A 13,166-nucleotide genomic window follows, 5' to 3' on the forward strand; every position below is an offset into this window, starting at 1 on the left:
CGCATGCCGGCAAGCGTGTCCGGGCCTGCTCCGGTCGATCGTGCGTGGCTCGACGGCTTCAACCTGCTGCCGTACCGCGAGCGGCTGGCGCAGGCGTTGCGACGCCGCCGGGCCGCGCAGTGCGGGGCGGCAATCCTGCTCGGCGTCCTCGGCGTCGGCCTGTGGACGGGCGCTGCCACGTGGTTGCGGTGGCGTGCGGACGCCGAGCGCACAAGCGTGGAGGCGCGGCTGCGACAGTTGCAGCCGCAGGTGAGCGCCGCGACGCGCGCTGCCGGTGCAGCCGCCGCCGCCACTCAGCGCGGCGCGCGGGTAGCCGAGCTTGCCGCGCCTTACCGGCGTGTCGCCGCGCTGCTGGCGACACTGGCGCTGGTGCGCGGCGACACGGTCCGGCTCGACATGCTGCGCACGACGCCGACCGGCGCCGTGCTCGACGCGCACGCCGCGAGCTACCGGGCGGCCGCGCGATGGCTCGCCGGGATGGCACGCGAGCAGCGCGACTGGCGAATCGATATCGACGCGTTGAAGCCTGCTTCGGAGGCACCGGTCGCCTCGGCGGGGACGCCGTTTCGGTTCTCGGTCCAACTGCGCTGGCACGATGCGATGCCATCGCGGAAAGCGTCGGGAGGTGACGCGTGACGGCGATCGTGCATCGACCTGCGCCGCGTGGCGAAGCGTGGCTGGGCGGCATGCGGCGCGTGTCGCCCGAGGCCGTACATGCCGCCGGCTGCGTGCTGGCGTTCGCGGCCGTGCTGGCGGGCGGCATTCATCTGGCGAATGCCGCCGACTGGAGCGGGCTTGCGCACAGTCGCACGTTGCTGGCAGCGGCACAGGTGCGTGAGGCCGACGCGCAGCGCGTGCTTGCAGCCGCGGGGCAACGGCGCGACGCACGTCCGGCACCCGCGCACGATGGCCGCGTGTTGCCTGCGCCCGAATGGGCCGCACTGAAGCTGGAACTGGCCGATCTCGCGGCGTCGAGCGGGCTGCGTGGCGTATCGATCGAACCGCAGCACGCTGACGGTGCGGCGCCGAACGGCCGGCGCACGGTGCGGATCGTCGCTGACGGCGACTTTCGCGCGTTGTTGCACATGGTCGGCGGACTGGCGGGCTACCCGGTACTGGCGGTGCCGTCGGCGCTGCGCGTCGAGCGGGGATCGCAGGCAGCGCGCGTGGAACTGTCCGTTGACGTGTTTCCGGGGTTGCCGGCTGCACCGGTCGCTGGCGGCACGGTGCCGGTTCCGGCAGCGGCGCTCGCCGATGATCTGTTCCGCGCGGCTGGCCCGTCTGTAGCGGAAGGACAGGCGGCGCGCCTGGCCGGCACGATTCGCGACGCGCGTGCTGGTCTCGCGCTGTTCGACGGCGGCGATGGCACGTTCATCGCCATGGCGCCCGGCGAGGCGCTCGGCGCCGCACGCGTGGTGCGTGTCGAGCCCGCGGCCGTGACGCTCGCGACGGCGGACGGGGCGCACCGGCTTGTCCTTGACGACGGAGGTCGGCCATGACCAAGTACGGGCGTTGGGCACTCGTCATCGTCTGGGCTGGATTGACGGCGGCCAGCGCGAGTGCGTCGTTGCCGCCGCTGCCGGCCGTCTGGCCGGCAACGTCGATGGATGCGCAGGTGCCGGGTCTGCCGTTGCCCGGAGGCCGGGCCGATGGTGTGGATGACGCCGTGTCGGCGGAGGTCGGCCCGCAGCCGTTCGATCCGGCGGTTCACGCGGCGCGTCAGGCGGAAACCGCCGCTCCGGCTCCCCGGCTGGAGGGGCCGCCGATCCCGTTGGCGCCGCCGGCCCGGATGAGCGACGGCGCGTCCCGGCAACCGGGCGGTGCCGACGACGCACGGCGGATCTCGCTGAATCTGCAGGGCGTCGGTCTCGCGGCCGCGTTCGACGCGTTCGCGCGGTTCACGGGACTCAATATCGTCGTCGGCGAGCAGGTGCGCGGCACCGTCACGTTACGTCTGAACAATGTCCGCTGGCGCGATGCATTCGACACGTTGCTCGATACGCACGGGCTCGTGATGTCGCGGCGCGGCAACGTGATATGGGTCACGCCGGCGGCAGAGCAGGCCGCGCGCGAACGCGAGCGCTTCGAGATGCACGCGCGGGCCGCGGATCTGGAGCCGCTCGCGAGCCGTACGTTCGCGCTGCACTACCCGCGCGCGCAGGACGTGCAACGGCTGCTGGCCGGCGCGACCGGCCAGCGCCTGCTGTCGAAGCGCGGCGCCGCGGCGGCCGATCCGCGCACGAACCTGCTGTTCGTCACCGATCTCGAACCGCGCATCGCGCAGATCGCGGGCCTGATCGACGCGATCGACCGGCCGTCACGGCAGGTCCGGATCGAGGCGCGCATCGTCGAGGGCGAACAGGGTTTCTCGCGCAATCTCGGCGCACGCGTCGCGCTGCGTGCACAGGGGCGCCCGCCGTCGGGCGACGGCACCACGTTCACGACGGACGCGCGCAACGCGCTCGACCTTGCCGCGCGGCCGCTCGGCGGCTTCGAGGCAGCAACCGCCGGCTTCACGCTGTTCGCCGCGCCGCTCAGCCGCGTACTCGACGTCGAACTGAGCGCGCTCGAGGCGCAGGGGCGGGGTCAGATCGTTTCGCGTCCGCGCGTGGTGACCGCCGATCGCGTCAAGGCCATCGTCGAACAGGGTTCGGAGCTGCCGTACCAGGCGAAGGTCGGCAACGGCGTGAGCGGCGTGCAGTTCCGCCGCGCGACGCTCAAGCTCGAGGTCGAGCCGCAGATCACGCCCGACGGGCGCGTGGTGCTCGACCTGGACGTGACGAAGGACAGCGTCGGCGAGCCGACGGCGGCCGGGCCGGCGATCCATACGAAGCACGTGCAGACGCGCGTCGAGGTCGAGGATGGCGGGACGGTCGCGATCGGCGGGATCTACGAGCAACTGCGCCGGAACGATGTGACGCGCGTGCCGCTCTTGGGCAAAATACCGTTTCTGGGCGCGCTTTTCCGGCACCGCGCGCAGCGCGACCAGCGTAACGAACTGGTCGTCTTCATCACGCCGACCGTCGTCGATGCGCGTTGCGATGCGCGAGGCGCGGGCGACGCGGATCCCGTGAAAACGGGGCCGGAAGCCGCCGGCGCAGGCTCGACAAGGCAGCCGCTTTGCCAGTAAGCTGCGCCACACACCAGCAAGATTGAAGCAGAGGAAGCCGTTGCAAGCGCGGGACCCACATGCAAACGTATTTTTCGTCGGCCTTATGGGAGCGGGTAAGACCACCGTGGGCCGTGCGGTCGCGCGTCGTCTCGACAGGACGTTCTTCGACTCCGACCACGAAATCGAGGCCCGCACGGGCGCGCGCATTCCGGTGATCTTCGAGCTGGAGGGCGAGGCCGGGTTTCGCGATCGCGAAACGCAGGTGATCGCCGATCTGACGCAGCGCGAGAACATCGTGCTCGCGACGGGCGGCGGCGCGGTGCTGCGCCCGGAAAATCGCGATTGCCTGAAAAGCAATGGCATCGTCGTTTATCTGCGTGCCAATCCGCACGATCTGTGGCTGCGCACGCGCAAGGACAAGAACCGCCCGCTGCTGCAGACCGAAGATCCGAAGGGGCGCCTCGAAGCGCTCTACGAAGTGCGCGACCCGCTGTACCGCGAATGCGCGGATTTCGTCATCGAGACCGGCCGCCCGTCGGTCAACGGCCTCGTCAACATGGTGCTGATGCAACTCGAACTGGCGGGCGTCATCGCCAAGCCGCTACAAGCATGATTACTGTCAACGTCGATCTGGGCGACCGCGCCTATCCGATTCACATTGGCGCCGGCCTGATCGGCCGCGCCGAGCTGTTCGCGCCTCACATCAAGGGTTCGTCCGTCACGATCGTCACGAACACGACGGTCGATCCGCTTTACGGCGACACGCTGCGCGCGGCGCTCGCGCCGCTCGGCAAGCATGTGTCGACGGTCGTGCTGCCGGACGGCGAGGCGTACAAGAACTGGGAAACGCTGAACCTGATCTTCGACGGCCTGCTGACCGAGCGCGCGGACCGCAAGACGACGCTCGTCGCGCTCGGCGGCGGCGTGGTCGGCGACATGACGGGCTTTGCCGCCGCGTGCTACATGCGCGGCGTGCCGTTCATCCAGGTGCCGACGACGCTGCTGTCGCAGGTCGATTCGTCGGTCGGCGGCAAGACGGGCATCAACCACCCGCTCGGCAAGAACATGATCGGCGCGTTCTACCAGCCGCAGGCCGTGATTGCAGACATCGGCGCGCTGACGACGCTGCCCGAGCGCGAACTGGCGGCCGGCGTCGCCGAGGTCATCAAGACCGGCGCGATCGCCGATGCGGAATTCTTCGACTGGATCGAGGCGAACGTCGACGCACTGAACCGTCGCGAGCCGGCAGCGCTCGCGCACGCCGTGAAGCGCTCGTGCGAGATCAAGGCGAGCGTGGTCGCGGCCGACGAACGCGAAGGCGGCCTGCGCGCGATCCTGAACTTCGGTCACACGTTCGGTCATGCAATCGAGGCCGGGCTCGGCTACGGCGAGTGGCTGCACGGCGAGGCGGTCGGCTGCGGGATGGTGATGGCGGGCGACCTGTCGGTGCGGCTCGGCCTGCTCGACGAAGCGTCGCGGCAGCGCCTCGACGCGGTGATCGCGGCCGCGCATCTGCCGACCCGCGGGCCCGCGCTCGGCGACGCGCGCTACATGGATTTGATGCGCGTCGACAAGAAGGCTGAAGCCGGCGCGATCAAGTTCATCCTGCTGAAGCGATTCGGCGATACGCTGATCACGCAGGCGCCGGACGAAGCCGTGTTCGCTACACTGGCGCAGACGACCCGGTAACGGCGGTCCGGATGCCCCGGCGCCCCTGACATGGAGGAGACGTGAGCGAGACATCCAGCAGCACACTGCCCGAAGCCGGCCGCGCATCCGTTGCGCCGTTGGCCGAGCCGCCGACGCTGGCGGCGCTGGAAGCCCATCTTGCTCCGTATGCCGCGCACGCGTTGCAGTCGCGCGGCCGCCGCCATCCGGAAACGCCGCCGGCGGCGCGCACCGAATTCCAGCGCGACCGCGATCGCATCGTCCATTCGACCGCGTTTCGCCGGCTCGAATACAAGACGCAGGTCTTCGTCAATCACGAAGGCGACCTGTTCCGCACGCGCCTCACGCACAGCCTCGAAGTCGCGCAGATCGCGCGCTCGGTCGCGCGCAACCTGCGCCTGAACGAGGATCTCGTCGAGGCGATCTCGCTCGCGCACGATCTCGGCCATACGCCGTTCGGCCATGCCGGCCAGGACGCGCTGAATGCGTGCATGCGTGACCACGGCGGCTTCGAGCACAACCTGCAGAGCCTCGCGGTCGTTGACGAGCTGGAGGAGCACTACGGCGCGTTCAACGGGCTGAACCTGTGCTTCGAGACGCGCGAAGGCATTCTGAAGCATTGCTCGCGCGAGAATGCGCGCAAGCTCGGCGCGCTCGGCGAGCGCTTCCTGCAGGGCCGCCAGCCGTCGCTCGAAGCGCAGCTCGCGAACATCGCGGACGAAATTGCCTACAACAACCACGACGTCGACGACGGCCTGCGTTCCGGTCTGATCACGATCGAGCAGCTCGCGGAAGTCGAGCTGTGGCAGCGCCACTACGAGGCGGCGCTCGCCGAATTCCCGCACCTCGAAGGCCGCCGCCTCGTGCACGAGACGGTGCGCCGCATCATCAACACGCTGATCGTCGACCTGATCGACGAGACGACGCGCAATCTCGCGCGCGTCGCGCCCGCGTCGCTCGACGACGTGCGTGCCGCGCCGCCGCTCGTGTCGCACAGCGCGACGGTCGCCGCGCAGGCGGCCGCCCTCAAGCGTTTCCTCTTCAAGAACCTGTATCGCCACTACAAGGTGATGCGCATGGCGAGCAAGGCGCAGCGCGTCGTCACGGGGCTGTTCGACGCGTTCATCGACGATCCGCGCCTGCTGCCGCCGCCGTACCAGTCGGACGACGCAGCGCAGCAGCCGCGTCTCGTCGCGCACTACATCGCCGGAATGACCGACCGCTTCGCGCTGAAGGAATATCAGCGCCTGTTCGTCATCAACGACAACTGACTGTCACAAACGATCACTAGACTTCGCCGGTTCAATGGCGACGGGAATGTTGCATACGCTGTTGGTAACGTTTTCATAGGAGAGAGGTCGATGAAGAAGAAGCCTGCGGGGACCATGGTTCGTTCGATCGCGCTGGGCGGCGCGCTGATGTTCGGTGTGCAGCACGCGGCGTTGGCTGCGACGGAGATCCAGTTCTGGCATGCGATGGAGGCCGCGCTCGGCGAGCGGGTCAACGCGATTGCCGAGCAGTTCAACGCGTCGCAGAGCGACTACAAGATCGTGCCGGTCTTCAAGGGCACTTACGACCAGGCGCTCGCGGCCGGCATCGCCGCCTATCGTAGCGGCAACGCGCCGGCGATCCTCCAGGTCTATGAAGTCGGCACGGCCACGATGATGCAGGCGAAGAAGGCCGTCGTGCCGGTCTACGACGTGTTCAAGCAGGCCGGCGTGCCGCTCGACGAAAAGGCGTTCGTGCCGACCATCTCGAGCTACTACAGCGACGCGAAGACGGGCCATCTCGTGTCGATGCCGTTCAACAGCTCGACGCCGGTGCTGTACTACAACAAGGACGCGTTCAAGAAGGCCGGGCTCGACCCGAACCAGCCGCCGAAGACGTGGGCCGACGTGAAGGCCGATGCCGAGAAGCTGCGCAAGTCGGGGATGGCGTGCGGCTTCACGACCGGCTGGCAGGGCTGGATCCAGCTCGAAAACTACAGCGCATGGCACGGGCTGCCGTTCGCGAGTCGCAATAACGGCTTCGACGGCGCCGACGCCGTGCTCGATTTCAACAAGCCGCAGCAGATCGCGCACGTCTCGTTCCTGCAGCAGATGGCGAAGGACGGCACGTTCACGTACGCGGGCCGCAAGGATGAAGCGTCGGCGAAGTTCTACAGCGGCGACTGCGGGATCATGACGACGTCGTCGGGCGCGCTCGCGAACGTGCAGAAGTTCGCGAAGTTCAGCTACGGCACGGGCATGATGCCGTACGACGCGAACGTGAAGGGCGCGCCGCAGAACGCGATCATCGGCGGCGCGAGCCTGTGGGTGCTGGCCGGCAAGGATCCGGCGACCTACAAGGGCGTCGCGAAATTCCTCGCGTACCTGGCATCGCCGCCCGTCGCCGCGAAGTGGCACCAGGACACGGGCTACCTGCCGGTGACGACCGCCGCGTACGACCTCACGCGCGAGCAGGGCTTCTACGCGAAGAACCCGAGCGCCGAAACCGCGATCAAGCAGATGCTGAACAAGCCGCCGCTGCCTTACACGAAGGGGCTGCGCCTCGGCAACATGCCGCAGATCCGCACGATCGTCGACGAAGAGTTCGAACAGGTGTGGGCGCAGAAGAAGTCGCCGAAGGACGCGCTCGACTCGGCGGCCTCGCGCGGCGACGAGTTGCTGCGCCGCTTCGAGAAGTCGGGCGGCTGAGCACGCATCGCTTCGTGCCGCCGGCCGCGCCGCGCATGCGCGCGCGGTCCGGCGGCGCGGTTTCCTTTCCGTTTCGCCTGACCGGATATCCGCGATGCAATCCCGTTCCCGCTTCGGTACGAGCCTGGTGCCGTACCTGCTGATCGCGCCGCAGCTCGCGATCACCGCCGTGTTCTTCCTGTGGCCGGCCGGCGTCGCGCTGTGGCAGTCGACGCAGATGCAGGACGCGTTCGGCACGTCGAGCGAATTCGTCGGCTTCGCGAACTTCACGCACCTGTTCGCCGATCCGCTGTATCTCGATTCGTTCCGCACGACGCTCGTGTTCAGCTCGCTCGTCACGGTGAGCGGGCTCGTCGTGTCGCTGCTGCTCGCCGCGTGCGCCGACCGCGTGACCCGCGGCGCGCGCGCGTACCGCACGCTGCTGATCTGGCCGTACGCGGTCGCACCGACGATCGCGGCCGTGCTGTGGGCGTTCCTGTTCAACCCGAGCATCGGCCTGATCACGTATGCGCTCGCGAAGGGCGGCATCGTGTGGAACCACGCGCTGAATGGCGGGCAGGCGATGTTTCTCGTCGTGCTCGCGTCGGTGTGGAAGCAGGTGAGCTACAACTTCCTGTTCTTCTACGCGGGCCTGCAGGCGATCCCGCGCTCGCTGATCGAGGCGGCGGCGATCGACGGCGCAGGGCCGGTACGGCGCTTCTTCAACATCGTGCTGCCGCTGCTGTCGCCGACGAGCTTCTTCCTGCTGGTCGTGAACCTCGTCTACGCGTTCTTCGACACGTTCCCGGTGATCGATGCGGCCACCGGGGGCGGCCCGGCGCAGAGCACGAAGACGCTGATCTACAAGATCTTCGCGGAGGGCTTCCAGGGGCTCGATATCGGCAGCTCGGGCGCGCAGTCGGTCGTGCTGATGATCATTGTCGTCGGGCTCACGGTGATCCAGTTCCGCTTCGTCGAACGCAGGGTGCAATACGCATGATCGAAAATCGCAAGGGCTTCGACCTGTTCTGCCACGCGGTGCTGATCGCGGGCGTCGTGCTGATCGTGTTCCCCGTCTACGTCGCGTTCTGCGCGGCGACGATGAACGCGCAGGAAGTGTTCACGGTGCCGCTGTCGCTCGTGCCGAGCACGCACCTGTTCGAGAACATCGCGTACATCTGGGGGCACGGCAGCGGCGGCACGACGGCGCCGTTCGGCCGCCTGCTCGTGAACAGCTTCGTGATGGCGCTCGGCATCGCGGTCGGCAAGATCGCGATGTCGATCCTGTCCGCGTACGCGATCGTCTACTTCCGCTTCCCGTTCCGCAACACGGCGTTCTGGCTGATCTTCGTCACGCTGATGCTGCCGGTCGAGGTGCGGATCTTCCCGACCGTGCAGGTCGTGTCGACGCTGCACCTGACGAACACGTATGCGGGGCTCACGCTGCCGCTGATCGCGTCGGCGACCGCGACGTTCCTGTTCCGCCAGTTCTTCATGACGCTGCCCGACGAGCTGATGGACGCCGCGCGCATCGACGGTGCGGGGGCGCTGCGCTTCTTCTGGGACGTCGTGCTGCCGCTGTCGAAGACGAGCATCGCGTCGCTGTTCGTGATCACGTTCATCTACGGCTGGAACCAGTATCTGTGGCCGATCCTGATCACGACGGAGGCGTCGTTGTCGACGGCGGTGGTGGGCATCAAGACGATGATCGCGAGCGGCGACGCCGCGACCGAATGGCAATACGTGATGGCGGCGACGTTGATGGCGATGATTCCGCCGCTCGTCGTCGTGCTGGCGATGCAGCGCTGGTTCGTGCGCGGCCTCGTCGATTCCGAGAAATAAATGACTGACGGCAACCGGGAGAAAGACCAAGTATGGCTGCGCTGAGCTTGAAGGGCGTCAGGAAATCCTATGACGGCAAGCAGCACGTGCTGCATGGTATCGACGTGGAGATCGCGGACGGCGAATTCATCGTGCTGGTCGGCCCGTCGGGCTGCGGCAAGTCGACGTTGCTGCGGATGATCGCGGGGCTCGAGAGCGTGACGGACGGCGAGATCGCGATCGGCGAGCGCGTCGTCAACACGCTGGAGCCGAAGGATCGCGACATCGCGATGGTGTTCCAGAACTATGCGCTGTACCCGCACATGACGGTCGCGCAGAACATGGGCTACGGGTTGAAGATCCGCGGGATCGAGCGTGCGACGATCGACTCGCGAGTGGCTGCGGCCGCGAAAATCCTCGAGCTCGAGCTGCTGCTCGCGCGGCGGCCGCGCGAACTGTCGGGCGGCCAGCGGCAGCGCGTCGCGATGGGGCGCGCGATCGTGCGCGAGCCGTCGGTGTTCCTGTTCGACGAACCGTTGTCGAACCTCGACGCGAAGCTGCGCGTGCAGATGCGGCTCGAGATCCAGCGGCTGCATGCGCGGCTCGCGACGACGAGCGTCTACGTGACGCACGACCAGATCGAGGCGATGACGCTCGCGCAGCGCGTGATCGTGATGAATCGCGGCTACGCGGAGCAGATCGGCGCGCCGGTCGACGTGTACGAGAAGCCGGCGACGGTGTTCGTCGCGGGCTTCATCGGCTCGCCCGCGATGAACCTGATGCACGGCCGGCTGTCGGACGACGGCGCGACTTTCACCGTCGCGGGCGGCGGCCCCGCGCTGCCGGTCGCCGGCGCGCCCGGTATCGGCGCAGAGATCGCCACCGGGCGCGACTGGGTGCTCGGCGTGCGTCCCGAGCACATGACGCCGCAGCCGGGCGTCGCGCAGGCGACGCTGCCCGTCGACTCGTGCGAGCTGCTCGGCGCAGACAATCTCGCGCACGGCCGCTGGGGCAATCACGATGTCGCAGTGCGCCTGCCGCACGCGGACCGTCCCGCGCGCGGCACGGCGCTGGCGGCCGCGCTGCCCGCGCACCGGCTGCATTTCTTCGACCCCGAGACCGGCAAGCGTGCCGGCTGAACCGGCCGACCTTGCAGAGAGACCGACGATGATTTCCCGTACCGACTGGCCCTACCCGCGCGTCGTCGCCCATCGCGGCGGCGGCACGCTCGCGCCGGAGAACACGCTCGCCGCGCTCGACGAGGGCGCACGACGCGGTCACCGGATGGTCGAGTTCGACGCGAAGCTGTCGGCCGACGACGTGACGTTCCTGCTGCACGACGACACGGTCGACCGGACGTCGAACGGCCAGGGGGCGGCGGCGGACATGCGTTATGCGGCGCTGGCCGCGCTCGACGCGGGTGCCTGGCTCGACGCGCGCTTCGCGGGCGAGCGGATGCCGACGCTCGAGGCGGCGGCGGCGCGCTGCATCGCCCACGGCCTGGCCGCGAATGTCGAGATCAAGCCGTGCCCGGGGCGCGAGCGCGAGACGGGGCAGCGCGTGGCGGCCGACGCGGCCGCGTACTGGCGCGATGCCGCGGTCCCGCCGCTGCTGTCGTCGTTCTCGTTCGATGCGCTGCAACAGGCGCGCGAGACCGTGCTGGCGCTGCCGCGCGGGATGCTCTACGAGGCCGTGCCGGACGACTGGCATGCGCAGGTCGTCGGCGCGCTCGGCTGCGTATCGTTGCATGCAGACCACAAACGGCTCGACGAGCCGCTCGTGCGGGCGATCAAGGCGGCCGGGCTGCGCATTCTGGCGTACACGGTGAACGACCTCGAACGGGCGCGCGAACTCGCGCGCTGGGGTGTCGACGCGGTCTGCACGGACCGCATCGACCTCATTGGCCCCGATGCGCTGGACGACATCGCGTAGCGCCCGGTCCCGCGCGATGGCGGGCAAGGGAAGACCCTGAGACAAAAAAACGACGCCCCGGCGGGATTTCGCCGGGGCGTTTTGCATCGTGGAGACGTTACGTCACGAAAATTCCGCTACAAATTGCAGCAGGATTAACCATTCCCCAAATATTCGACTACGCTTAGAAGCGGTAACCGACGTTCAGGTACGTGACGATCGGATTGAGCGAGATCTTCGCTTTCGACGTTTCGGTCAGGGTGCCGACCGGCGTCCGGCGGGCCGTCGTGAAGGTCGCGGTCACGCTGACCGGGATGTACGAGAGCGACAGGCCTGCGAACCAGTGTTTCGTGAAGTTGTACGTGAAGCCGGCGTTGAACACGGGCGCCCACTGGTTGCTGGTCGTCGCGCTGGTCGGACCGCCGAGCACGCCGTTCTCGAACGTGCCGTTCGTGATCTTTGCGCCGGTGAACCAGACATACGTCGCGCCGACGCCGACATACGGACGGAACTTCGCGTTGGCGTCGTTGAAGTGGTAGCGAAGCAATACGGCGGGGCTCCACTGGTACGCACGGCCGAGTACGCCGAACTTTTCGAACTGACCCTTGCCGGTAATGTCGAACTTCGGCGGTATCCCCATCACGAGCTCGGTGGAGATGTGGTCGGTGACGAAGTAGCCAGCGGCGAGCCCGAGCGTATCGGCGTCGTTGATGCCGGCGCCCGTGTTGGGAATCGATTGGTTGATGGGCGTGCCGCCGACGCGATACAGGAACAGCGGATCGCTGCTGTCTTGCGGCGACAGGTGCAGCCAGCCGGTGCTGACGTAGAAATCACCTGCGGATTGTGCATGTGCCGTACCGCCCGCGAACGTGAATGCGAGCGCTGCGGCCCCCGTAATGGCCAGTTTTCGTTTCATTGTGTCTCCTCCGATCAAAGGCGTGCTCATTATGACGACTGCGTTTAAAACCAAACAAGCTCGTAAGTTAGAGTTTTCACCCTAGGATTAGTACGACCGTACGTATCCGCGCACCGACAGGACGGGCATTCTACGCAGGTGCGCACTTTCGGACCTCCGGGTATTTCCTAACGCGTTCAAACGGACATTCAGCATGGCACGGTTAGCACGACTCTACGTTCCCGACCAGCCGCAGCACGTGATACTGCGCGGCCTGGATCAGCAACCCGCGTTCGTCGACGACCAGGACTACGAACTCTTCATCGACTGCCTGAAGGCCGCCGCGCGCGATCACCACCTGTCGGTGCATGCCTATGTGCTGCTGCCGCGCCAGGTGCAACTCCTCGTGACCCCGAGCGACGAGGCGAGCCTGCCGAAGGCGATGCAGGCAGTCGGCCGTCGCTACGTCGCGCATTTCAACCGGCGCTATTCGCGGCGCGGCACCCTGTGGGAAGGCCGCTACCGCGCGACCGTGATCGAAGGCGAGCGCTATTTCCTGCTCGCGAGCCGCGTGGTCGAGATGAGCCCGGTGCGCGCGCAGCTCGTCGCGACGCCCGAAGCCTATCGCTGGTCGAGCTACCGGCATCACGTCGGGCTCACCGTCGACAGCCTGATCACCGACCATCCGCTCTACTGGGCGCTCGGCAACACGCCGTTCGACCGCCAGCGTGCGTACAAGGAGCTGTGCGAGCAGCCGCTCGACGAGCGGCAGGCCGACCAGTTGCAGCAGGCGACGCTCAAGGGCTGGGTGCTCGGCGGCGAGAACTACCGCGAGTGGGCGGCGCGTACCGCGAACCGGCGCGTATCGCCGCTGCCGCGCGGACGCCCCAGAAAGGTGCGCGAGAACACGCCGCCGATCCAGCAATAACGCGGGAACGGCAGCCGAGAGGCGGCGCTGCGGGCGCCGCTTCTTTTTGCACCAAAACGATGCGGCCCCAATAAAACGGCACCAGATCGAAGCATTCATTTAATTGGGGTTCTATCAAGCGGTTTTTGTTGCTATTCCTTTGATTCGTCGCGTATA

The 13,166-nt window shown here is 67.6% G+C and carries 13 protein-coding genes; 12 read left to right on the forward strand and 1 reads right to left on the reverse strand.

Annotated elements, in window-relative coordinates; genetic code table 11:
- Nucleotides 1-3: 3 nt before the first annotated feature.
- From ABD05_RS07605 to ugpQ, 11 genes are all read left to right on the forward strand, one after another.
- Nucleotides 4-636, forward strand: coding sequence for a fimbrial protein (locus ABD05_RS07605; RefSeq protein ID WP_148669065.1), 633 nt, complete (start codon nucleotides 4-6; stop codon nucleotides 634-636).
- Entirely contained in the window at nucleotides 633-1,499 is an 867-nt protein-coding gene (locus ABD05_RS07610; RefSeq protein WP_047899598.1) for a hypothetical protein, read from the forward strand. The genes ABD05_RS07605 and ABD05_RS07610 overlap by 4 nt, the downstream gene beginning before the upstream one ends.
- Nucleotides 1,496-3,130: a type IV pilus secretin PilQ gene (locus ABD05_RS07615; protein WP_047899599.1), complete on the forward strand. Its 1,635-nt coding sequence runs from the start codon at nucleotides 1,496-1,498 to the stop codon at nucleotides 3,128-3,130. The genes ABD05_RS07610 and ABD05_RS07615 overlap by 4 nt, the downstream gene beginning before the upstream one ends.
- Before the next feature lie 40 nt (nucleotides 3,131-3,170).
- The gene (aroK, locus tag ABD05_RS07620; protein WP_027788566.1) at nucleotides 3,171-3,725 is read left to right on the forward strand and encodes a shikimate kinase AroK; all 555 of its coding nucleotides are present in this window, start codon (nucleotides 3,171-3,173) and stop codon (nucleotides 3,723-3,725) included.
- Nucleotides 3,722-4,801, forward strand: coding sequence for a 3-dehydroquinate synthase (aroB, locus tag ABD05_RS07625; RefSeq protein ID WP_047899600.1), 1,080 nt, complete (start codon nucleotides 3,722-3,724; stop codon nucleotides 4,799-4,801). The genes aroK and aroB overlap by 4 nt, the downstream gene beginning before the upstream one ends.
- Nucleotides 4,802-4,842: 41 nt before the next feature.
- A complete protein-coding gene (locus ABD05_RS07630) occupies nucleotides 4,843-6,051 on the forward strand; it encodes a deoxyguanosinetriphosphate triphosphohydrolase (protein WP_047899601.1) in 1,209 nt (402 codons plus the stop codon).
- A 90-nt stretch (nucleotides 6,052-6,141) separates the two neighbouring features.
- Entirely contained in the window at nucleotides 6,142-7,476 is a 1,335-nt protein-coding gene (ugpB, locus tag ABD05_RS07635) for a sn-glycerol-3-phosphate ABC transporter substrate-binding protein UgpB (RefSeq protein WP_047899602.1), read from the forward strand.
- Between the two features lie 94 nt (nucleotides 7,477-7,570).
- A complete protein-coding gene (gene ugpA, locus ABD05_RS07640; RefSeq protein WP_047899603.1) occupies nucleotides 7,571-8,455 on the forward strand; it encodes a sn-glycerol-3-phosphate ABC transporter permease UgpA in 885 nt (294 codons plus the stop codon).
- A complete protein-coding gene (ugpE, locus tag ABD05_RS07645; RefSeq protein WP_047899604.1) occupies nucleotides 8,452-9,297 on the forward strand; it encodes a sn-glycerol-3-phosphate ABC transporter permease UgpE in 846 nt (281 codons plus the stop codon). The genes ugpA and ugpE overlap by 4 nt, the downstream gene beginning before the upstream one ends.
- A gap of 32 nt (nucleotides 9,298-9,329) precedes the next feature.
- A complete protein-coding gene (locus ABD05_RS07650) occupies nucleotides 9,330-10,415 on the forward strand; it encodes a sn-glycerol-3-phosphate import ATP-binding protein UgpC (RefSeq protein ID WP_047899605.1) in 1,086 nt (361 codons plus the stop codon).
- Between the two features lie 28 nt (nucleotides 10,416-10,443).
- Nucleotides 10,444-11,208, forward strand: a complete 765-nt coding sequence (gene ugpQ / locus ABD05_RS07655; RefSeq protein ID WP_047901118.1) for a glycerophosphodiester phosphodiesterase — start codon at nucleotides 10,444-10,446, stop codon at nucleotides 11,206-11,208.
- A 163-nt stretch (nucleotides 11,209-11,371) separates the two neighbouring features.
- Here the strand turns inward: ugpQ and ABD05_RS07660 are convergent, their stop codons facing one another.
- Nucleotides 11,372-12,103 carry an OmpW/AlkL family protein gene (locus tag ABD05_RS07660; RefSeq protein WP_047899606.1) on the reverse strand — a complete coding sequence of 244 codons (732 nt, stop codon included), beginning with the start codon at nucleotides 12,101-12,103 and terminating at the stop codon, nucleotides 11,372-11,374.
- A gap of 193 nt (nucleotides 12,104-12,296) precedes the next feature.
- On the opposite strand from ABD05_RS07660, the gene ABD05_RS07665 reads away from it, so the two are divergent.
- The gene (locus tag ABD05_RS07665; protein ID WP_006477151.1) at nucleotides 12,297-13,010 is read left to right on the forward strand and encodes a transposase; all 714 of its coding nucleotides are present in this window, start codon (nucleotides 12,297-12,299) and stop codon (nucleotides 13,008-13,010) included.
- Nucleotides 13,011-13,166 lie beyond the last annotated feature (156 nt).

It is taken from the genome of Burkholderia pyrrocinia (genome assembly GCF_001028665.1).
GTDB classification, from domain to species: domain Bacteria; phylum Pseudomonadota; class Gammaproteobacteria; order Burkholderiales; family Burkholderiaceae; genus Burkholderia; species Burkholderia pyrrocinia.